The 20,470-nt window shown below is 70.3% G+C and carries 19 protein-coding genes; 15 read left to right on the top strand and 4 right to left on the bottom strand.

Annotated features, from left to right (window positions below; all coding sequences use genetic code 11):
* Positions 1-60: 60 nt before the first annotated feature.
* Both ACFXK0_RS18305 and ACFXK0_RS18300 read right to left on the bottom strand, forming a co-directional pair.
* Entirely contained in the window at positions 61-492 is a 432-nt protein-coding gene (locus ACFXK0_RS18305) for a ferritin-like domain-containing protein (RefSeq protein ID WP_379411581.1), read from the bottom strand.
* A complete protein-coding gene (locus ACFXK0_RS18300) occupies positions 489-1,187 on the bottom strand; it encodes a hypothetical protein (RefSeq protein ID WP_379411580.1) in 699 nt (232 codons plus the stop codon). The genes ACFXK0_RS18305 and ACFXK0_RS18300 overlap by 4 nt, the downstream gene beginning before the upstream one ends.
* Before the next feature lie 180 nt (positions 1,188-1,367).
* Between ACFXK0_RS18300 and rimP the strand changes: the two genes are divergently transcribed.
* The 7 genes from rimP to ACFXK0_RS18265 all read left to right on the top strand — a co-directional run bounded on the left by rimP (position 1,368) and on the right by ACFXK0_RS18265 (position 8,439).
* A complete protein-coding gene (gene rimP, locus ACFXK0_RS18295; protein WP_379411579.1) occupies positions 1,368-1,997 on the top strand; it encodes a ribosome maturation factor RimP in 630 nt (209 codons plus the stop codon).
* Positions 1,994-3,019, top strand: a complete 1,026-nt coding sequence (gene nusA, locus ACFXK0_RS18290; protein ID WP_379411578.1) for a transcription termination factor NusA — start codon at positions 1,994-1,996, stop codon at positions 3,017-3,019. The genes rimP and nusA overlap by 4 nt, the downstream gene beginning before the upstream one ends.
* Positions 3,020-3,091: 72 nt before the next feature.
* Positions 3,092-3,427, top strand: coding sequence for a YlxR family protein (locus tag ACFXK0_RS18285; protein ID WP_379411577.1), 336 nt, complete (start codon positions 3,092-3,094; stop codon positions 3,425-3,427).
* A 108-nt stretch (positions 3,428-3,535) separates the two neighbouring features.
* Positions 3,536-6,508 (top strand): translation initiation factor IF-2, encoded by a 2,973-nt coding sequence (infB, locus tag ACFXK0_RS18280; protein ID WP_379411576.1) that lies wholly within the window; start codon positions 3,536-3,538, stop codon positions 6,506-6,508.
* Positions 6,509-6,597: 89 nt separating this feature from the next.
* Positions 6,598-6,891: a DUF503 domain-containing protein gene (locus ACFXK0_RS18275; protein ID WP_379411610.1), complete on the top strand. Its 294-nt coding sequence runs from the start codon at positions 6,598-6,600 to the stop codon at positions 6,889-6,891.
* An 18-nt stretch (positions 6,892-6,909) separates the two neighbouring features.
* Complete coding sequence (gene rbfA / locus ACFXK0_RS18270) at positions 6,910-7,359, top strand: 30S ribosome-binding factor RbfA (RefSeq protein WP_379411575.1); 450 nt, start codon at positions 6,910-6,912, stop codon at positions 7,357-7,359.
* An 81-nt stretch (positions 7,360-7,440) separates the two neighbouring features.
* Positions 7,441-8,439 carry a bifunctional oligoribonuclease/PAP phosphatase NrnA gene (locus ACFXK0_RS18265; RefSeq protein ID WP_379411574.1) on the top strand — a complete coding sequence of 333 codons (999 nt, stop codon included), beginning with the start codon at positions 7,441-7,443 and terminating at the stop codon, positions 8,437-8,439.
* Positions 8,440-8,540: 101 nt separating this feature from the next.
* Here ACFXK0_RS18265 and ACFXK0_RS18260 read toward each other — a convergent pair whose 3' ends face one another.
* On the bottom strand, positions 8,541-9,713 hold the full coding sequence (locus ACFXK0_RS18260; RefSeq protein ID WP_379411573.1) for an MFS transporter: 1,173 nt from the start codon (positions 9,711-9,713) through the stop codon (positions 8,541-8,543).
* Between the two features lie 487 nt (positions 9,714-10,200).
* On the opposite strand from ACFXK0_RS18260, the gene ACFXK0_RS18255 reads away from it, so the two are divergent.
* The 5 genes from ACFXK0_RS18255 (at position 10,201) to ACFXK0_RS18235 (ending at position 15,463) form a co-directional block, all read left to right on the top strand.
* Positions 10,201-11,547, top strand: coding sequence for an MATE family efflux transporter (locus tag ACFXK0_RS18255; RefSeq protein WP_379411572.1), 1,347 nt, complete (start codon positions 10,201-10,203; stop codon positions 11,545-11,547).
* A gap of 141 nt (positions 11,548-11,688) precedes the next feature.
* On the top strand, positions 11,689-12,663 hold the full coding sequence (locus tag ACFXK0_RS18250) for a metallophosphoesterase family protein (RefSeq protein WP_379411571.1): 975 nt from the start codon (positions 11,689-11,691) through the stop codon (positions 12,661-12,663).
* 63 nt (positions 12,664-12,726) lie between these two features.
* The gene (gene npt, locus ACFXK0_RS18245; protein ID WP_379411609.1) at positions 12,727-13,398 is read left to right on the top strand and encodes a 4'-phosphopantetheinyl transferase Npt; all 672 of its coding nucleotides are present in this window, start codon (positions 12,727-12,729) and stop codon (positions 13,396-13,398) included.
* Positions 13,398-14,330, top strand: a complete 933-nt coding sequence (gene truB, locus ACFXK0_RS18240; protein ID WP_379411570.1) for a tRNA pseudouridine(55) synthase TruB — start codon at positions 13,398-13,400, stop codon at positions 14,328-14,330. The genes npt and truB overlap by 1 nt, the downstream gene beginning before the upstream one ends.
* Before the next feature lie 302 nt (positions 14,331-14,632).
* A complete protein-coding gene (locus ACFXK0_RS18235; protein ID WP_379411569.1) occupies positions 14,633-15,463 on the top strand; it encodes a hypothetical protein in 831 nt (276 codons plus the stop codon).
* Here ACFXK0_RS18235 and ACFXK0_RS18230 read toward each other — a convergent pair whose 3' ends face one another.
* Positions 15,464-16,213: a metal-dependent transcriptional regulator gene (locus ACFXK0_RS18230; protein ID WP_379411568.1), complete on the bottom strand. Its 750-nt coding sequence runs from the start codon at positions 16,211-16,213 to the stop codon at positions 15,464-15,466.
* A 120-nt stretch (positions 16,214-16,333) separates the two neighbouring features.
* On the opposite strand from ACFXK0_RS18230, the gene ACFXK0_RS18225 reads away from it, so the two are divergent.
* The 3 genes from ACFXK0_RS18225 to ACFXK0_RS18215 all read left to right on the top strand — a co-directional run bounded on the left by ACFXK0_RS18225 (position 16,334) and on the right by ACFXK0_RS18215 (position 20,385).
* Positions 16,334-17,302, top strand: a complete 969-nt coding sequence (locus tag ACFXK0_RS18225; protein ID WP_379411567.1) for a bifunctional riboflavin kinase/FAD synthetase — start codon at positions 16,334-16,336, stop codon at positions 17,300-17,302.
* Between the two features lie 163 nt (positions 17,303-17,465).
* Positions 17,466-17,735: a 30S ribosomal protein S15 gene (gene rpsO / locus ACFXK0_RS18220; protein WP_067492627.1), complete on the top strand. Its 270-nt coding sequence runs from the start codon at positions 17,466-17,468 to the stop codon at positions 17,733-17,735.
* Positions 17,736-18,114: 379 nt separating this feature from the next.
* Positions 18,115-20,385: a polyribonucleotide nucleotidyltransferase gene (locus ACFXK0_RS18215; protein WP_379411566.1), complete on the top strand. Its 2,271-nt coding sequence runs from the start codon at positions 18,115-18,117 to the stop codon at positions 20,383-20,385.
* Positions 20,386-20,470 lie beyond the last annotated feature (85 nt).

Genomic DNA, 20,470 nt, shown 5'->3' with positions numbered 1-20,470 from the left:
GGAGGTTCGGCCGTCGCCTGATCGCGGCGGCCGAACACCGGGGCCGTATGCCGGGTTCGGTCAGGCGCGGCCAGGGAAGCTCACGGTGACCGGGTTCGCGCCCAGGATCGCCTGCCAGCGGGCCCGGCGGACGGCGGATTCGGTCAGTGCCTCGGTGGCCACGGTGCGCACCGATTCGTCGGTGGCCTGCTCGGCGACGGCCAGCCACGCTGCGGCGCAATCGGATTCGACGGCTACGGCGAGGTTGGCGGCCGGGATCGGGTCGTCCACCGGGAACGGTGGCGCATAGGCAGCGTCCGCGGCCTCGGGTTCGGTGCCACCGGTCTCCAGCAGGTCGACAGTGGCGTCCCGGCGGGCGCGGTGCGCGGCGCTGAACTCGGCGACCAGACCCGCCCGGTCGGTATTGGCGTAGGCGGCGATCACGCCGTAGGAGTAGACGGCCGCGTACTCGCTGTCGAGGGCGGCCTGCAGGGCCTGACGTTGCTCGGTCATGTCAGCAGCACTCCTGCCTCGGCCGCGCAGGCGGCACTGATCGACGCCAACAGCCCCGCGCGATACCCGGATTCGGTGCGGGCCAGCGCGGCGGCGGCCTGCTGGGATCGCACCAGCTGATCGCGCAGCTGGGCGACGGTGCCGGGCTGCTGGGCAGCCGCCTCGACCTCGGCGGCGAGCACGGGCATGCCGTCGGGGCCGGGCACGATGACCGTGCCGGTGCGGTGCACGGGGGTGGTGCCGTCGCCGTAGACGCCGATCACCCGGTCGATCTCGGCGCGCAGCGCCTCGGCGTGCGCGGTGCGCTCGGTCGCGACGGTGCGCAGCGCGGCGCTCGACTGCGGGGCCAGCGCGATGGCGGCCGTCGCGGCGGCGGCGTCGGCGCGAGCCAGCACTTCCTGGGCGGCGAGCGGATCGGGGTCGTGCACGGTGTCGTCCTCGGCGCAGCCCGCGAGCGCGGCGACCACCGGAACGGCCAGCACCCCCGCACCGGCGAGCCGGAACACGGAGCGACGGCGCCAGAGGGTGGCCGGAAGCTGTTGTGCGCGTGGCGGATACGGCCGGTTCACGGCCTCCGGACCGGCCGGGATGAGCGGGTGGGCGGCCTCGACCGGCACCGGGTGGGATTCGTGCCGGTCGGAGCGTATGCCGGAAGGTCGCCCGGCGCTCGGCGGGGCGGTATGGCGGAAAGGCACGTGCACCATCGTGCCAGATCCGCGCGGCCGCGCTCACGGTGGCGCGACACGTCCTGGCCCGCGGGGTGGACCGGTGCGCGACGCTTGGCCGTCGGTCCTTTACACTCTCGTGGCGCGTTACGCTAGACCTTCGGCGTAGAAATTTCCGATCGCGTCACAACTGAACCAGGAGCCGCCCATATGCCGATGCCCACCGAGGAAAGGGTGAGCCAGCTAGTCGCTGAGCTCGTCGCACGCCGGGGATTCGACCTCGAGGGCGTCGCGATCGCGGCTGCGGGCAAAGACGAACTGGCTCCGGTTCGGGTGAAGGTGACCGTGGACGCTGACGGCCCCGCCGACCTGGACGCCATCGCCGAACTCAGCCGCGAGATGTCCGAACTGCTCGACGCGGCAGGAGATTTCGGCGAATCCGCCTACCTGCTGGAAGTGACCACGCCCGGCGTGGACCGCCCGCTCACCACCGACCGGCACTGGCGCCGCGCCCAGGGGCGCAAGGTGAAGCTGACGCTGCGCGCCGGCGCCGAACCCGTCGAGGGCAAGAACCGCTTCGAGGCCCGCGCCGGGCAGCTCGCCGGCAACGGCACCGTGGCGCTGGTCCTCGGCGGCAAGAACAAACCGCATCGTGTGCACGTGCCACTCGCCGACATCGCCTCCGCGGTCGTCCAGGTCGAGTTCAGTGCACCCGGAGCCACCGAACTCGAACTCGCCGGCGGCATCGCCGCGGGCCGTCCCGTGCCCGGCGACGAGCCCGCCGACCTCACCGCCGCAGGCCAGCACAGTGACACTCCCACCGAAGGGGTCGTGGAATGAACATCGAAATCGAAGCCCTGCGCGCGATCGTCGCCGACAAGGGCATCTCGATCGAGACCGTGATCTCGGCGATCGAGTCGGCGCTGCTCACCGCCTACCGGCACACCGACGGCCACCAGCCCAACGCGCGCATCGACATCAACCAGAAGACCGGTGTGGTCCGGGTGATGGCGCGCGAACTCGACGCCGACGGCAACCTCGTCTCCGAATGGGACGACACCCCCGAGGGCTTCGGCCGGATCGCGGCGACCACGGCCCGCCAGGTGGTACTGCAGCGCCTGCGCGACGCCGAGAACGAGAAGTCCTTCGGTGAGTTCGCCACCCACGAGGGCGACATCGTCGGCGGTGTCGTCCAGCGCGACGCCAGGGCCAACGCCCGCGGTGTGGTGGTGGTGCGGATCGGCAGCGAGGCCAACGGCGTCGAGGGCCTGATCCCGCCCGCCGAGCAGGTACCCGGTGAGACCTACGAGCACGGCGACCGGATCAAGTGCTACGTCTACGGTGTCTCGCGCGGTCCGCGCGGCCCGCAGGTGCAGCTCTCGCGCACGCACCCGAACCTGGTCCGGCGGCTGTTCTCGCTCGAGGTGCCCGAGATCGCCGACGGCTCGGTGGAGATCGTGGCGGTGGCGCGCGAGTCCGGCCACCGCTCCAAGATCGCGGTCCGCTCGACGGTGCCCGGGGTGAACGCCAAGGGCGCCTGCATCGGCCCGATGGGTCAGCGCGTGCGCAATGTGATGAGCGAACTGGCCGGCGAGAAGATCGATATCATCGACTACGCCGAGGATCCGGCGACCTTCGTCGGTAATGCGCTCTCGCCTTCGAAGGTGGTTTCGGTCACTGTCGTCGACCCGGACGCGCGGGCGGCGCGGGTGATCGTGCCGGACTTCCAGCTGTCGCTGGCGATCGGCAAGGAGGGCCAGAATGCCCGTCTTGCAGCTCGTCTGACCGGCTGGCGGATCGATATCCGCAGCGACGCGGCTCCGGAGACGGGTGACTCGGTGCGGCCTTCGAGCGCACCGTAGTTGACGAAAATGCAGGAATCCCGACCCCCGGATGACATGTTGGTAACTTCGGAAGGGGAGGGGTTCGTCGTTATGACCGGGTCACCGGTAGAGTGGGTACAGGACCGGCCCGCGCAATCCGTTCGCACCTGTATCGGATGCCGTCAGCGTGAGCCGTCTGCCGAGCTGTTGCGGATCGTGGCGCAGCATCGGGACGCCGACAGTGACACTGCCGGAGCCCCGGCTGTTGCGGTCGTTCCCGATCCGCGGCGCAGACTTCCCGGACGGGGTGCCTGGCTGCACCCCGTTTCAGCTTGTCTGCGTTCCGCAGAACGGCGCCGAGCCTTCGGCAGAGCCCTACGAGTGTCCGGAAATCTGGATATCTCAGCCCTGGAGCAGTACCTCGAGAACAGGCACGAGCACTCATGAGCACACCGTGAAGCACCAACGATGAACGTCCATCGGAGATAACCCGAGGTCGTGCGGGCCCGCCTTCCCTAGGCGGCGTCACTGCTCGGCCTCTCAGTGAGGAGAGCAGTGGCAGGCAAGGCCCGCGTGCACGAGTTGGCCAAAGAACTCGGTGTCACAAGCAAGGAACTACTCGCGAAGCTCAAGGAGCAAGGCGAGTTCGTGAAGTCGGCGTCCTCGACGGTGGAAGCACCCGTCGCCCGTCGTCTGCGCGAATCGCTCGCGTCGAAGTCCGCCCCGGCGGGCGACGCGAAGCCGGCGGCCCGTCCCGGACCGTCCCAGGCAGCCCGTCCGGGCGCCAAGCCCACCCCCGGCGGTCCCCGTCCGGGTCCGCGTCCGACCCCGGCGGCACCCGCCGCGGCGGCGACCCCGGCTCCGGCCGCACCGGCCGCACCCGCGCCCGAGGTCAAGCCGGCTCCGGCCGCCAAGCCGGCCCCGGCCGCCGCGCAGTCGGCACCGGCCGCCAAGCCCGCGGGCGCTCCGGCGCCCGGCCCGCGTCCGGCACCCGGCGCCCCGCGTCCAGGTCAGCCGCAGGGCCAGCGTCCCGGCGCCCCCGCACCGGGTGCTCCGGCCCCGCGTCCGGCCGGTCCCGGCCCCAAGCCCGGCCCGAAGACCCCGCGCGTCGGCAACAACCCGTTCAGCTCCGCACCGGATCGTGATCGTCCGGCGCCGCGTCCCGCCCCGCAGGGTGGGCCGCGCCCGACCCCGGGTCAGGGCGGTCCCCGTCCGGCACCCGGTCAGGGTGGTCCGCGTCCCGCGCCCGGTCAGGGCGGTCCCCGCCCCGGTCAGGGCCAGGGTGGTCCGCGTCCGGCCGCCGCGCAGGGCGGTGCCCCGCGTCCCGGCGGTCCCCGTCCGACCCCGGGTTCGATGCCTCCGCGTCCGAACCCCGGTGCCATGCCCGCGCGTTCGGCGCGTCCGGGCCCGGCGGCCGGTGGCCGTCCGGGTCGTCCCGGTGGCGCTCCCGGCGGTGCCGGTCGTCCCGGTGGCGGCGGTGGCGGTTACCGCGGTGGCGGTGGCGGTGCCCCCGGCGCCGGTGCCGGTGCGGGTGCTCCCGCGGCCGGTGGTTTCCGTGGTCGTCCCGGTGGCGGCGGCGGTCGCCCGGGTGGTCCCGGTGGCCGTGGCGGTGCCGCGGGTGCGTTCGGCCGTCCCGGTGGAGCTCCGCGTCGTGGCCGTAAGTCGAAGCGGGCGAAGCGCGCCGAATACGAGAACATGCAGGCGCCCGCCGTCGGTGGCGTGCGGCTGCCGCGCGGCAACGGCGAGATCATCCGGCTCGCCCGTGGCGCCTCGCTGTCGGACTTCGCCGAGAAGATCGACGCGAACCCGGCTGCCCTCGTGCAGGCGCTGTTCAACCTCGGCGAGATGGTCACCGCGACCCAGTCGGTGAACGACGAGACCCTCGAGCTGCTCGGCAGCGAGATGAACTACGTCGTCCACGTCGTCAGCCCCGAGGACGAGGACCGCGAGCTGCTGGAGTCCTTCGACCTCACCTACGGCGAGGACGCGGGCACCGAGGAAGACCTCGAGCAGCGTCCGCCGGTCGTGACCGTCATGGGTCACGTCGACCACGGTAAGACCCGACTGCTGGACACCATCCGCAAGGCCAACGTCCGTGAGGGCGAGGCCGGTGGCATCACCCAGCACATCGGTGCCTACCAGGTGCTGACCAACCTCAACGACGAAGAGCGCCTGATCACCTTCATCGACACCCCGGGTCACGAGGCGTTCACCGCCATGCGTGCCCGTGGTGCGAAGGCCACCGACATCGCGATCCTCGTGGTCGCGGCCGACGACGGCGTCATGCCGCAGACGGTGGAAGCGATCAACCACGCCCAGGCGGCCGACGTGCCGATCGTGGTGGCGGTCAACAAGATCGACAAGGAAGGCGCGAACCCGGACAAGATCCGGCAGCAGCTGACCGAATACGGCCTGGTGACCGAGGAATACGGTGGCGACACCATGTTCGTCGACATCTCGGCCAAGCAGGGCACCAACATCGACGCGCTGCTCGAAGCGGTGCTGCTGACCGCGGATGCCTCGCTGGACCTGCGGGCCAACCCGGACATGGACGCCCAGGGTGTCGCCATCGAGGCGCACCTCGACCGCGGCCGTGGCCCGGTGGCCACCGTGCTCATCCAGCGCGGCACGCTGCACGTCGGCGACTCGATCGTGGCGGGCGACGCCTACGGTCGCGTGCGCCGCATGGTCGACGAGCACGGCGAGGACGTCCACGCGGCGTCGCCGTCGCGCCCGGTGCAGGTCATCGGTTTCACCTCGGTGCCCGGCGCCGGTGACAACCTGATCGTGGTCGAGGAAGACCGCATCGCCCGCCAGATCGCCGACCGCCGCAACGCGCGCAAGCGCAACGCGCTGGCCGCACGCAGCCGCAAGCGGATCAGCCTGGAAGATCTGGATGCCGCCCTGAAGGAGACTTCGGAGCTCAACCTGATCCTCAAGGGCGACAACTCCGGTACCGTCGAGGCCCTCGAAGAGGCCCTGCTCGGCATCGAGATCGACGACGAGGTGCGCCTGCGCGTCATCGACCGTGGTGTCGGTGGCGTCACCGAGACCAACGTCAACCTGGCGTCGGCCTCGAACGCGATCATCATCGGCTTCAACGTCCGCGCGGAGGGCAAGGCCACCGAGCTGGCCAACCGCGAGGGCGTCGACATCCGGTACTACTCGGTGATCTACCAGGCCATCGACGAGATCGAGAAGGCCCTCAAGGGCATGCTCAAGCCGATCTACGAAGAGGTCGAGCTGGGCCGGGCGGAGATCCGCGCGATCTTCCGTTCGTCGAAGGTCGGCAACATCGCCGGCTGCATGGTCCTGTCGGGCTCGGTCAAGCGCAACGCCAAGGCGCGCCTGATCCGCGACGGCCGGGTGATCGCGGAAACGATGACCATCTCCTCGCTGAAGCGGGAGAAGGACGACGCTCCCGAGGTTCGTGAAGGTTTCGAGTGCGGTATGACCGTGACCTACAACGACATCAAGGACGGCGACATCATCGAGGCCTACGAGCTGCGCGAGAAGCCGCGCGACTGATATCGCAGACCGTTCCACACGCCGCATCCGAGCTTCGGGTGCGGCGTGTGGTCATGCGGGCGATTCCATCTACCAGGAGGTGAGCACCGCTGTACATCGGTGCGCTCGAATTCGATCTACTGCTCGGTGACGTGCATTCGCTCAAAGAGAAGCGGTCGGTGATCCGCCCGATTCTCGCCGAGCTGCAGAAACGTTTCGCCGTGAACGCCGCCGAGGCCGGAGATCAGGACCTGCACCGCCGGGCGCTGCTCGGGGTGGCCATGGTCAGTGCGGAAATCGGGCACCTGAACGAGGTGCTCGACAAGTGTGAGCGGCACGTCGCCGCCCGTCCGGAGATAGAGTTGCTGGCAGTACGCCGCCGGATCTTCGGACCCGAAGACTAACCAGAGGAGGGCCGACCCATGGTGGATCAAGCCAGGGCACGCCGACTCGCCAAGCGGATTTCCGCGATCGTGGCCACCGCGATCGAATACGAGATCAAGGATCCGCGGCTGCGGTTCGTCACCGTCACCGATGCCAAGGTGACCGGCGATCTGCGCGAGGCGACGGTGTTCTACACGGTGATGGGCGAGACGCTCGACGCCGAACCCGACTACGCGGCCGCGGCCGCTGGCCTGGACGCGGCCAAGGGTGTGCTGCGCTCCAAGGTCGGCGCCGGTACCGGGGTGAAGTTCACCCCGATCCTGTCGTTCACCCTCGACAAGGTGCCCGACGCGGCGCGCGAGATGGAAGAGCTGCTGGCCAGGGCGCGCGCCATCGATGACGAGGTGGCCAAGGTGGCCGCCAACGCCACGCACGCCGGCGAGGCGGACCCGTACAAGTCCGACCGCGACGACGAAGACACCGAGTAACCCGATGTCGGGCAGGCGTCCCAGGAGGGTGACCCGCGTGCGCACGCGGGCCGCCCGCCCATGCCCCCGGGACACCCTCGGATGACCGGGGTACTCGACGGAACCCAGCTGGACGCTGCCGTCGCCGCACTGGCGGCGGCGCGTTCGGTGACCGTGCTGTGCCACGTGCAGCCCGATGCCGACACGATCGGCAGCGGACTGGCACTGGCGCTGGCCCTGGATCGGCGCGGGGTACCGGTTCGCGTGTCGTTCGCCGAGCCCGCCGAACTGCCCACGTCCCTGCGTACCCTGCCCGGCGTGCGGCACGTGGTGGCGCCCGCGGAGGTGCCCCAGGAGGTCGACCTGCTGATCGTGGTCGACTGCGGGGCGCGCAGCCGGCTCGGTGCGCTCGCCGACCGATTACCCGGGGCCGCGACGACGGTGGTGATCGACCACCATCGCGCCAATGACGGATTCGGCACCGTCGACCTGATCGACGAAACCGCGGCGTCGACCACCGAGCTGGTCACCCGCCTGCTCGACGCCTGGGGCGTCCCGATCGACGCCGAGATCGCGCACTGCCTGTTCGCCGGCCTGGTCACCGACACCGGCTCGTTCCGCTGGGCGCGGGCAGGCAGCCACGAACTCGCCGAGCGGCTGCTCGCCACCGGCATCGACGGCACCGAGATCACCCGCGTGCTGCTCGACACCCACCCGTTCAGCTGGCTGCCCATGCTGGCGACAGTGCTCTCGACCGCGGTTGTCGTGCCCGAGGCCGCCGGAGTCGGCATGGTCTACGCGCTGGTGCGCGCCGCCGACACCCACGATGTCGGGCCCGAAGAGGTCGAGAGCGTCATCGATGTCGTCCGGACCACGGCCGAGGCCGGGATCGCGGCGGTCTTCAAGGAAGCCCGCGGCCAGAACGACCGCTGGACGGTCTCACTGCGCTCCCGCGACTCGGCGCCCGGCCGGTCGGACGGGGTGGACGTCGCCGCGGTCGCCAGTGGATTCGGTGGCGGCGGGCACCGGTTCGCGGCCGGATACACGACCTACGGCACCGCCGAGAGTGTCGTGCGCGCGTTGATCGCCGCACTGGGCTGAACGGCGTCCGCCTGCGAATCGTCGGGGTCGGGGTGTGCCCGGTCTTCCCGCACGCCGCATCCGGCATCGGGGCAGGGGGCGGTCGGTGGCGCTGGGGGAGGTCAGCTGACGGGGAGTGGTTCGCGGCGGAGGCGCAGGACGAGGGGGACGCCGAGGAAGGTTGTCGCCGCGCACAATCCGAAGGCGAGGGCGGGGTGGTCGACGAGCAGGCCGGTTGAGCCGGCGACGAGCAGGCCGCCGAGATTGCCGGTCATCCAGATCAGGCCGGCGGCGGTGCCTTCGGCGGCGCCGGTGTGACGTTCGGCCATGGCCAGCACGATCGGGAGCGCGGGCAGCAGGGTGAGGCCGATCAGGACGAAGGCCAGGAAACCGGTGGCCAGGCCCGGCGCCGCCGCGACGAGCAGGCAGGCCAGCGCGCTGGCGGTCAGGCCGACCATGACGGCGGGCAGTTCGACACCGCGGCGCAACACCGCGACCGGCACGACCGCGCAGCCGACGACCCCGGCCACCACATTGACCAGCAGCACCACGCTGGCGGCGTCGGCGCTCACACCGGCCGGTTCCAGCAGCGCCTGCCCGAAGGTCGCCAGCGCGACGAAGGTGCCGAACGGGAAGAACACCGCCGCGCACAGCCTGCGCACATAGCTGTCACCGAGCGTGGCCCGCAGTGCGGCCAGGGAGGTCGCGGTGCTGGCCACCGGCCCCCGACCGGCTCGCCGCAGTTCCACGGTGAGCAGCACCGCGGCCAGACTGGCGAAGACGGCGCCGATCGCGGTGAGGGTCGTGAGCTGATCCGCGGCGGGCAGGGCGGCGCCGAGCACGAAGGCGGCCGCCATCCCGGCGAAGGTACTGGCCGTCCCGACGGCGATCCCGGTCGCGCGGTCCTTCGCGTCGAGATAGTGCCCCGCGATGCCGGTGATCGCATTGAGCACCAGCGGCTGCGCCACCGCCACAACGGTCTGGCCCAGCAGCACCATGGCGAACCCGTCGTGCAGCAGCCGCAGATCGGCGCCGATCGCGGTGAGGACCGCACCGGCGATCAGGCTGGGACGGAACCACCGGTCGAGCAGGATGCCGGCGGGAATCGCGAGCACCACGTAGAGCAGCGGGAACATATTGGCCAGCCAGCCGATCGCAGACTCGGAGACGCCGAAATGCCCGGCCGCCACCGTCGTCACCGGCGCGTAGGTCAGCCACACGAGCTGCGTCGCCGCCCCGACCAGGGCGAAAGCCGTGATCACCCGCCACCGCTGCACACACGCCATGTCGATCATCGTCCTGAGTTCATCGGGCGAACGGGTGTCCGCGAGGTGGTACCGCCGAGCTGGGCAGGTGACCAGTATCGCGGGTCGTGGTGCGCGCCGTCCTCGTTTCGGACCGTCGAGTTGTCCCGGGGCCGGATGCCGCGACACTGTGCGTGGGCCGGCCGGTGGTCGGCCTCGGTGCAGTGCCGCGACACTGTGCGTGGGCCGCCGGGTGGTCGGCCTCGGCGTCGCCGGGACCGGTCGACGGTGGCTGCCGGAGTGCGTGGTCGTTCCCGGCGGCCGTCGGTTGACGTTCTCCGCCGGGGAACGGCCGCGCAGGCATTGCCGGCCCGATCGCCGACCTGCGCATGGTGGTATCTCACCCAGACACGGACGCTGATGTGGCACGTCGGGTCTGCGGGTGTGGCGTCGGTGTCGGTGGGCTGTGTCAGGATCGGCGTCGACGTAGTGCACACAGTCGCGCCGCAGTGGCGCCTTCGGTTCGGGGAGGTCCGGCGTGAGTTCTGCGGGAGTGGCGGCGGCTCAGGCCGGGCCGCGGCGGATTCTGGGGATCGCGTTGCCCACGCTCGGGGTGCTGGTGGCCGAGCCGTTGTATCTGCTGTTCGATATGGCGGTGGTCGGGCGGCTGGGTGCGCTGGCGCTGGCCGGGCTGGCGGTCGGCGCGGTGATCGTGGGGTCGGTCAGTACCCAGCTGACGTTCCTGTCCTACGGCACGACCGCGCGGGCGGCGCGGCGGCACGGGGCGGGAGACCGAGCCGGTGCGGTGGCCGAGGGGGTGCAGGCGAGCTGGGTCGGGCTGGCGATCGGGCTGCTGATCGTCCTGGTGATCCAGGTGTTCGCGGCGCCCCTGTGTTCGGTGATCGCCGGCGGCGGGGAGATCGCCGGCGAGGCGCTGATCTGGGTGCGCATCGCCCTGTGTGGCGTGCCGCTGATCCTGCTGTCGATGGCGGGTAACGGATGGATGCGCGGGGTGCAGGACGTACGCCGTCCATTGCTGTATGTGGTTGCGGGACTGGCACTCTCGGCGGTACTGTGCCCGATTCTCGTCTACGGCTTACTCGGCGCGCCCCGGCTGGAGCTGGCCGGCTCGGCGGTGGCCAACCTCGCCGGCCAACTGGTCTCCGGCGCGCTGTTCGTCTATGCCCTGCTGCGCGAACGGGATTCGCTGCGACCACATCCGGCGGTCATGCGCGCCCAGCTCGTCCTCGGGCGCGACCTCATCGTGCGCAGCCTGTCGTTCCAGGCATGCTTCATCTCCGCCGCCGCGGTCGCCGCCCGCTTCGGCGCCGCCTCGGTCGCCGCCCACCAGGTCGTCCTGCAGCTCTGGAATTTCCTGGCGCTGACCCTGGACTCGCTGGCCATCGCCGCGCAGACGCTGGTCGGTGCCGCCCTCGGCGCGGGCAACGCGCGCGGCGCCAAGGGCATCGCGCGCCGGGTCACCGGCTGGTCGGGGGTCTTCGCGCTGGTGCTGGCCGCGGGCTTCGCCGCGGGCTACGGCGTGGTGCCGCTGCTGTTCACCGACGACCCCCAGGTGCTCGATCGCGTGCAGGTCATCTGGTGGTTCTTCGTCGCCATGATCCCCGTCGCCGGTGTGGTCTTCGCGCTCGACGGCGTCCTGCTCGGCGCGGGCGACGCGGCCTTCCTGCGCACCGCCACCCTCGCCGCCGCGCTGACCGGTTTCCTGCCGCTGATCTGGCTCTCGCTGGTCTTCGACTGGGGTGTCGCCGGTATCTGGACCGGCTTGGTCGTCTTCATGCTGCTGCGCCTGGTCGCGGTCGTCGGCCGGGCCCGATCGGGACGGTGGGCCAGGGTCGGCGCCGAGATCCCCAGTGGAGTCGCGTGAGCACCCGGCGCGAAACGCCCGTCCAGTTCGGCTGACGGTCGCCACACCGCGAAGAAGACGACGCCCAGGGTGTTCGGATTGCTGGTCGCCGGGGCGTGGCGGGCCCGTACAGCGGGAACCAGCCGAGGCCACCGCGACCTGATGTGCGACTGTGGACAAGTGATACCCAAGTTGATGGCGGTCAGCGATGTCCATGTCGGGCACCAGGGCAACAAGCCGGTCGTGGAGCAGATCCGGCCGGACTCGCCCGAGGACTGGCTGATCGTCGCGGGCGATGTGGGCGAGAAGGCCGACGAGGTCCGGTGGGCGCTGGAACTGCTGCGCCGCCGGTTCGCGAAGGTCATCTGGGTGCCCGGCAACCACGAGCTGTGGACCACCCCGAAGGACCCGGTCCAGATGCACGGCGCGGCCCGCTACGACTACCTCGTCGCGATGTGCCGCGACCTCGATGTCGTCACGCCCGAGGACCCGTTCCCGGTGTGGACGGGCTCCGGCGCCGAGAAGTACGGCGGCCGCGTCACCATCGCGCCGATGTTCCTGCTCTACGACTACTCGTGGCTGCCCGAGGGGACCACCACCAAGGCACAGGGCCTCGCCGTGGCCCGCGAGCGCAATGTGGTGGCGACCGACGAGTTCCTGCTCACCCCCGAGCCGTACCTCACCCGCGACGCCTGGTGCCACGCCCGCGTGCAGTACACCCAGCGCCGCCTCGACGCGCTGGCCCCCGACACCCCGGTGGTGATGGTCAACCACTTCCCGCTGGTCCGCCAGCCCACCGACATCCTGTTCTACCCCGAGTTCTCGCTGTGGTGCGGCACCGACCTCACCGCCGACTGGCACACCACCTACAACGTCGTGTGCTCGGTCTACGGCCACCTGCACATCCCGCGCACCACCTACTACGACGGTGTCCGCTTCGAGGAGGTCTCCCTCGGCTACCCGCGCGAATGGAAGCGCCGCGGCATGCCCGAACCGCTGCTGCGCCAGATCCTGCCGGAACCGGTGTACGCCGAGGGCGCGCTGAACTCCTGGGGCGGCCACTTCACCGTCACCCCGGAAATGGAAGCCGCCGCCGAGGAGATGCGCGCGAAAGCCGATCGCCGCCGTGGCGTGTGAGGGCGGGATTTGCTTCGCGACCCGCCCACTGATTTGGTGATGACCATGGGTAACTCATCGGGACTGCTGCGCCAGATCCTGCCGTCCGGGGTGGCGACCGCGGAGCTGCTGGCCTATCCGGAGGATCTGACCGCGCACCCGGCCGAGGAACACCTCATCGCCAAGTCGGTCGAGAAGCGCCGCCGCGATTTCATCGGCGCCAGGCACTGCGCGCGGCTGGCCCTCGAACAGCTCGGTGAGCCGCCGGTCGCCATCGGCAAGGGGGAGCGCGGCATGCCGCTGTTCCCGCGCGGCGTCGTCGGCAGCCTGACCCACTGCGACGGCTACCGTGCCGCCGCGATGGCGCACGCGCTGCGGTTCCGTTCGGTGGGCATCGACGCCGAACCGCACGGCCCGCTGCCCGACGGCGTGCTCGACTCGGTCAGCCTGCCCGCCGAACGCGACTGGCTCGCCGGTGCGCCGAGCGACGGCCTGCACCTGGACCGGCTGCTGTTCTGCGCCAAGGAGGCCACCTACAAGGCCTGGTTCCCGCTGACCTTGCGCTGGCTCGGCTTCGAGGACGCGCACATCAGTTTCGAGATCGATTCCCGCACCGCCGACACCGCCGCAGGCACCTTCCACACGAAGCTGCTGGTCCCCGGCACGACCAACGACGGCGGCGCCCCGCTCGCGGAGTTCGACGGACACTGGCTGATCGCCGACGGGCTGATCCTGACCGCGATCGCGCACGGCTGATGGCGGCGCGCACGCCCCCGGCCGACCCGCTGGGCGGACTGCTGATCGTCGACAAGGACGGCGGCTGGACCAGCCACGACGTGGTGGCCCGCAGCCGGAAGCTGTTGCGTACCAAGAAGGTCGGGCATGCGGGCACGCTGGACCCGATGGCGACCGGCGTCCTGGTCCTCGGCGTGGAACGGGCGACGAAGCTGCTCGGTCAGCTGATCCTCACCACCAAGGCCTACACCGCGACGATCCGCCTCGGTCAGGCCACGATCACCGACGACGCCGAGGGCGAGGTCACCGCGACCACGTCGGCGCTGCACGTCACCGATGCCGGGATCGCCGCCGGAGTCGCCGCGCTCACCGGTGACATCGAGCAGGTCCCGGCGACGGTGAGCGCCATCAAGGTCGACGGCGAACGCGCCTACGCCCGTGCGCGCGCCGGCGAGGACGTCCAGCTCGCGGCGCGTCCGGTGACGGTGTCGCGCTTCGAGGTCCTGGCCCGCCGCGATATCGCCGACGGCGCGTTCGTCGACCTGGATGTGGAGGTCGAGTGCTCCTCGGGCACCTACATCCGCGCCCTCGCCCGCGATCTCGGCGCCGCCCTCGGTGTCGGCGGTCACCTGACCGCGTTGCGCCGCACCAGGGTCGGTCCGTTCACCCTCGAACACGCCCGCACCCTGGCGCAATTGGCGACCGCCGCCGAGGCCGGACAGCCACTGCTGAGCCTCGACATCGACACCGCCGTGCGCACCGCCTTCCCGCATCGCGATATCGACGAATCCCAGGCGAACGACCTGCGCAACGGCCGTTGGCTGGAACCGATCGGTCTCGAGGGTGTCTACGCGGCCATCGATCCGGCGGGCCGGGCCATCGCGCTGCTGGAGGAGAGCGGTAAACGCGCGGCCTCGGTGATGGTGGTTCGGCCGCAGGGGATCGGTGACTGAACCCATCGGCTGGCCGGCCCCCGGCATTTTCGTGCAATCTGGCTCTCTGCAGTCAGAATACTGACTGCTGAGCCCCGGATTGCACGAAAATGCCGGTCCTCGCGCGGCGACCGGCGCATCGGGAGACCGGCCGGATCCGTAGCGTGGCGATGACGGTCGGCGCAACGGTTTTCGCCGTCTTCCGCGTCTTCGACGTCGACGGCGAGCGTGCCATCGTGTCAGTGCCACTGGACGTGTCGTTAACGTGCCTACCGCGCCCGGCGATAGCCAATATGTATATCCGGCGGTGCGGAGGGTGAGTCATGGCTGCGATACGGAAAACCTGGATCGGCGTCGTCGCCGGTGTGACCGCACTGGTGCTGGCCGGCTGTGCAGGCGGTGACCCGCAGGCGCCGGGTACGTCGAGCTCGGTCCGGCCGACCACTACGACCACCTCGTCACAGCCGGTCGTCATCGCGCCGACCGGCGGCCCGGTCACCGCAGCACCGATCGACACCGCCCCCGGGGCAACCGGTGCGCCCACCACACCGGCGCGGCCCGGCCCGCCGCCGACACCGGCGACAGGCACCGTCGTGCTGCGGACCGCGACGCTGTCGGGCGTTCCGGTTCCCGCTGTGCCCGTGTACCTTTCGCTCCAGCAGCCGTGCGATCCGGCGAGCCACGACATCCCGGTCGGCGAGACCACCGAAACCCAGCGCCTGACCGGGGTCACCGATTCGTCCGGCCTGGCCACGTTCACCGCCGCGACAGGCTGCTACCGCTTCGGCATGACGGCGCCCGCGGGAACGAACCCGGTCCCCGAAGGTATGCACACCCTGTTCCTGGTCGACGCGGGCGCCACCGTCACCGGACAGCTCCGCTTCCAGGACACCGCACCCGAACCGGCCCCGGCCTGCGCCGAATCCACCATCGAGACCGAACTCGGCGTCGACCCGGCACCGGTCGCCGACATCTCCGGGTGCGACGGGCAGTGGGCCGTGGTGCGCTGGGCGTCCCCCGGCGACAATCAGCGAATCATCACCCGCGCCTCGGGGACCTGGACCACCTACGTGCTGTTCCCGCACACCACCTGCTGGGACACCGCCGCCGCCGACGGTGTGCCCGACCGTCTGCGGCAGTACTTCAACTGCTGATCAGGTCGTGAGCCAGATGGCTTCGGCGGCCAGGGTTCCCAGTTCGGTGGGGGAGTCGGCGGCGGCGATCCGCACGGCGATGGTGCCGGCGAAATCGCGGCGTTCCTCCACGGCGATGGTGGTGTCGAGGGCGATGCCGACCGAGTCGAAGTAGCGCAGCATCGCGGGGTCGGAATCGGAGATGCGGGCGACCCGGCCGGATTCGCCCGCCGCGAAATCGCTGAGGCGGCGGGCGGGCGGCGTGGGGACCGCGCCGTCGACCGAGGGGATCGGGTCGCCGTGCGGATCACGGTCGGGGTGACCGAGTTTCGCGTCGATCCGCGACATCAGCAGGTCGGAGACGGCGTGCTCGAGTACCTCGGCCTCGTCGTGCACCTCGTCCCAGCCGTAGCCGAGTTCGTTGACCAGGAAGGTCTCGAGCAGCCGGTGTCTGCGCACCATCGCGATCGCGGCGTCGCGGCCGTGCTCGGTGAGTGTGATCGCGCCGTAGCGGGCGTGCTCGACCAGGCCCTGATCAGCGAGTTTGCGTACCGCCTCGGACACCGTCGAGGCCGACACCCCGATGCGTTCGGCCAGCAGCTTGGTCGACACCTTCTCCTGCGACCACTCCTGCGCGGTCCAGATGACCTTCAGATAGTCCTGTGCCACCGCGGACAACTCGGGTGCGACCGTCGCGGCGGCGGTGAGTTCGGCCGGCTCACCGGGCGGGTTCGACGCACGGCGGGTCGCGACATCTCGTTTACCTGGCACCTTCTTGATGTTAGGCATCCCTGGCCGGAATGACACATCGACGAACCGGTACGCCGCAGCACGACATTCCGGTCAGAGGCGGAATTCTGTTCCCGTGCGGCCTTGCGTAGGCTTCGCTGTGTGCAGAGATGGCGAAGCCTCGACGAGGTGCCCGCGGACTGGGGGCGCTGCGTCCTCACGATCGGCGTGTTCGACGGCGTGCACCGCGGGCACGCGCAGCTGATCAGCCGGGCGGTGGCGGCGGCGCACAAACGTGGTGTGCCCGCGGTCCTGATGACCTTCGATCCGCACCCCATGGAGGTGGTGCGGGCCGGTTCGCATCCCGCGCAGCTGACCACCCTGAGCCGCCGCGCCGAGCTGGCCGAGGAACTCGGTATCGACGTGTTCTGCGTGATGCCGTTCACCCAGGAATTCATGAAGCTCACCCCCGCCGGTTACGTGCACGACCTGCTGGTCGAACGGTTGCACGTCAGCGAGGTCGTGGTCGGTGACAATTTCACCTTCGGCAAGAAGGCTGCGGGCACCGTCGACACCATGCGTGAACTCGGCCATCGGTTCGGCTTCGAGGTCGACGGGGTGACCCTGCTCGGTGAGCACGCCGTCACCTTCTCCTCCACCTACATCCGCGCCTGCGTCGACGCGGGCGACATGGCCGCCGCCGCGGAGGCGCTGGGCCGCCCGCACCGCATCGAGGGCGTCGTGGTGCACGGTGACGGTCGCGGCCGTGGACTCGGCTTCCCCACCGCGAACGTCGCGCCGCCCATGCACGCCGCCATCCCCGCCGACGGGGTGTACGCGGGCTGGTTCACCGTGCTCGGGCAGGGGCCGACGATCGGCGCGGTCGAGGCCGGGCAGCGGGCGATGGCGGCGATCTCGGTCGGCACTAATCCGACGTTCTCGGGGCGTTCGCGCACCGTGGAGGCCTTCGTCCTCGACGGCGAGGCCGACCTGTACGGCCAGCACGTCGCCGTCGACTTCGTCGAGCAGCTGCGCGGGATGCGCAAGTTCGACTCCATCGACGACCTGGTCGAGGCGATGGGCCGGGACGTGGAGAACGCGCGCAAGGTGCTCACCGCCGCCGACGCCTGAGGGCTGGTTCAACCTACCGCCGGCGGTGGCGTAAAGTAGCTCCTCGGGTTTGCTGCGGTCTGCGGTGGCGCCCACCCGGTGTATGTCCGGGCTTCGAGCGCAGTCCAACGGTGTTTCCCCGCGCGAGCGGGGATGAGCCCTGAGAAAGAGGAGTCGATGCCGCATGGCGCTGACCACTGAGCAGAAGTCGGCCATCCTGGCCGAGTACGGCCTGCACGAGAAGGACACCGGCTCGCCGGAGGCGCAGATCGCGCTGCTGTCGAAGCGGATCTCGGACCTGACCGAGCACCTCAAGCAGCACAAGCACGATCACCACACCCGGCACGGCCTGCTGGCCCTGATCGGTCGTCGTCGCCGCCTGTCGAAGTACCTGCAGGCCAAGGACATCAACCGCTACCGTTCGCTCATCGAGCGTCTCGGCCTGCGTCGCTGATCTGCTTCGACACGCCTCCGCGCTGAGGCGGTCGGCGAGTAGCCAATGGGAAGAAGTACACTTCTTCTCGTTGGCTATTCGTGTATTCGGAGACCATGGGGTTTCCGCGTGCACTACAACATGTGACAGCCGTGTGCATCCGTCCGCGTGGCGTCGGTCTTCGGTAGTGGCCTTTCGGCCGGCGATATTCTCCGCCGCCGGCGGGCTTCGATCGATGACCGCCTCCGCGTCGCCGCTTCCAAGGGGATCCGGCCGGGTGCTGCGCGTGGGTGACCAGGAGGGTTTCCACGTGTCCGTGTCCGGTACGGCTGACGAACAGCCGGTTCGCGCCCGCAACGGTGCTGCGCTCCGGCGAGACGAGAGGTCGAGAGAAGAAAAAATGACGCAGACAACTGAACGTACTTCGACCGCGGTCGAGGTCGAGCCCGGTGTTTTCGAATCGGTCGCGCTGATCGACAACGGCAGCTTCGGCACCCGCACCATCCGCTTCGAGACCGGCCGTCTGGCCAAGCAGGCCGCCGGCTCGGTGGTCGCCTACCTGGACGACGAGACCATGCTGCTGTCGGCGACCACCGCCGGTAAGCACCCCAAGGACCAGTTCGACTTCTTCCCGCTGACCGTCGACGTCGAAGAGCGCATGTACGCCGCGGGCCGCATCCCGGGCTCGTTCTTCCGTCGCGAGGGCCGCCCCTCCACCGACGCGATCCTGACCTGCCGCCTGATCGACCGTCCGCTGCGCCCGTCGTTCGTCGACGGCCTGCGCAACGAGATCCAGGTCGTGGTCACCGTGCTGAGCCTGGACCCGCAGGATCTCTACGACGTGGTGGCCATCAACGCCGCCTCGGCGTCCACCCAGATCTCCGGCCTGCCGTTCTCCGGCCCGGTCGGCGGCGTGCGCGTCGCCCTGATCGGTGGCCAGTGGGTCGCGTTCCCGACCGTGGAGCAGCTCGAGGACGCGGTCTTCGACATGGTCGTGGCCGGCCGGGTCACCGAGACCGGTGACGTCGCCATCATGATGGTCGAGGCCGAGGCCACCGACAAGGTCATCGCGCTGATCGAGGGTGGCGCGCAGGCGCCGACCGAGGCCGTGGTGGCCGAGGGCCTCGAGGCCGCCAAGCCGTTCATCGCCCGGCTGTGCCGCGCGCAGTCGGACCTGGCCGCGCTGGCCGCCAAGCCGACCGAAGAGTTCCCGCTGTTCCCGCCGTACGGTCCCGATGTGTTCGAGACCGTCGAGGGCACCGCGAAGGTGGAGCTGAACCAGGCGCTGAGCATCGCCGACAAGCAGGCCCGCGAGGCCAAGATCGACGAGATCAAGGCCGAGGTGCTCGGTCGCCTCGGTGACGACTTCGCCGGTCGCGAGAAGGAGCTGGGCGCGGCGTTCCGCTCGGTCACCAAGAAGCTGGTGCGCCAGCGCATCCTCACCGACGGTTTCCGCATCGACGGTCGCGGTCTGGCCGACATCCGTCAGCTCTCCGCCGAGGTCGACGTGATCCCGCGCGCCCACGGTTCGGCGATCTTCGAGCGTGGCGAGACCCAGATCATGGGCGTCACCACCCTGGACATGGTGAAGATGGCCCAGCAGGTCGACTCGCTCGGCCCGGAGACCACCAAGCGCTACATGCACCACTACAACTTCCCGCCGTTCTCCACCGGTGAGACCGGCCGCGTCGGTTCGCCGAAGCGCCGCGAGATCGGCCACGGCGCGCTCGCCGAGCGTGCGCTGATGCCGGTGCTGCCCTCGCAGGAGGAGTTCCCCTACGCCATCCGTCAGGTCTCGGAGGCGCTGAGCTCCAACGGCTCCACCTCGATGGGTTCGGTCTGTGCCTCGACCCTGTCGCTGCTCAACGCCGGTGTGCCGCTGAAGGCGCCGGTCGCCGGTATCGCCATGGGCCTGGTGTCGGACACCGTCACCAACGACAAGGGTGAGGACGAGGTCCGCTACGTCGCGCTGACCGACATCCTCGGCGCCGAGGATGCCTTCGGCGACATGGACTTCAAGGTCGCCGGTACCCGTGAGTTCGTCACCGCCCTGCAGCTGGACACCAAGCTCGACGGTATTCCCTCGCAGGTGCTGGCCGGTGCGCTGAACCAGGCGCACGACGCCCGCACCACCATCCTGGACGTGATGGCCGAGGCCATCGCCACCCCGGACGAGATGAGCCCGTACGCCCCGCGCGTCACCGCGATCAAGATCCCGGTCGACAAGATCGGCGAGGTCATCGGGCCCAAGGGCAAGATGATCAACCAGATCACCGAGGACACCGGCGCCAACATCTCCATCGAGGATGACGGCACCGTGTTCGTCGGTGCGACCGACGGCCCGTCGGCGCAGGCCGCGATCGACGCGATCAACGCGATCGCCAACCCGCAGCTGCCGAAGGTCGGCGAGCGTTTCCTGGGCACGGTCGTCAAGACCACCGCCTTCGGCGCGTTCGTCTCGCTGCTGCCGGGCCGTGACGGCCTGGTGCACATCTCCAAGCTGGGCAGCGGCAAGCGCGTGGCCAAGGTCGAGGACGTGGTCAACGTCGGCGACAAGCTGCGCGTGGAGATCGCCGATATCGACAACCGCGGCAAGATCTCGCTGATCCCGGTCGAGGAAGAGGCCCCGGCCGCCGAACCGGCCGCCGAGGAAACCGTCGCCGCCGAGTAGGCAGCGCGGTAGCTCAGCTGCTGCCGAAACCCCTCGCCGTATCGCACGGCGGGGGGTTTCGTCGTCTCGTCATGGGACCGGGCGG

Origin of the sequence: Nocardia sp. NPDC059177 (assembly GCF_042755165.1) — a bacterium.
Classification (GTDB): domain Bacteria; phylum Actinomycetota; class Actinomycetes; order Mycobacteriales; family Mycobacteriaceae; genus Nocardia.
Note: the sequence above shows the minus strand (reverse complement) of the source record. Positions and strands in the feature narration are given on the sequence as shown.

Bases quoted from the DNA above. Each gene is read 5' to 3' on its own strand.
- ACFXK0_RS18305 (WP_379411581.1), bottom strand. From the start codon at position 492: ATGACCGAGCAACGTCAGGCCCTGCAGGCCGCCCTCGACAGCGAGTAC.
- rimP (WP_379411579.1), top strand. From the start codon at position 1,368: ATGCCGATGCCCACCGAGGAAAGGGTGAGCCAGCTAGTCGCTGAGCTC.
- nusA (WP_379411578.1), top strand. From the start codon at position 1,994: ATGAACATCGAAATCGAAGCCCTGCGCGCGATCGTCGCCGACAAGGGC.
- ACFXK0_RS18285 (WP_379411577.1), top strand. From the start codon at position 3,092: ATGACCGGGTCACCGGTAGAGTGGGTACAGGACCGGCCCGCGCAATCC.
- rbfA (WP_379411575.1), top strand. From the start codon at position 6,910: ATGGTGGATCAAGCCAGGGCACGCCGACTCGCCAAGCGGATTTCCGCG.
- ACFXK0_RS18265 (WP_379411574.1), top strand. From the start codon at position 7,441: ATGACCGGGGTACTCGACGGAACCCAGCTGGACGCTGCCGTCGCCGCA.
- ACFXK0_RS18260 (WP_379411573.1), bottom strand. From the start codon at position 9,713: ATGATCGACATGGCGTGTGTGCAGCGGTGGCGGGTGATCACGGCTTTC.
- ACFXK0_RS18250 (WP_379411571.1), top strand. From the start codon at position 11,689: ATGTGCGACTGTGGACAAGTGATACCCAAGTTGATGGCGGTCAGCGAT.
- truB (WP_379411570.1), top strand. From the start codon at position 13,398: ATGGCGGCGCGCACGCCCCCGGCCGACCCGCTGGGCGGACTGCTGATC.
- ACFXK0_RS18235 (WP_379411569.1), top strand. From the start codon at position 14,633: ATGGCTGCGATACGGAAAACCTGGATCGGCGTCGTCGCCGGTGTGACC.
- rpsO (WP_067492627.1), top strand. From the start codon at position 17,466: ATGGCGCTGACCACTGAGCAGAAGTCGGCCATCCTGGCCGAGTACGGC.
- ACFXK0_RS18215 (WP_379411566.1), top strand. From the start codon at position 18,115: ATGACGCAGACAACTGAACGTACTTCGACCGCGGTCGAGGTCGAGCCC.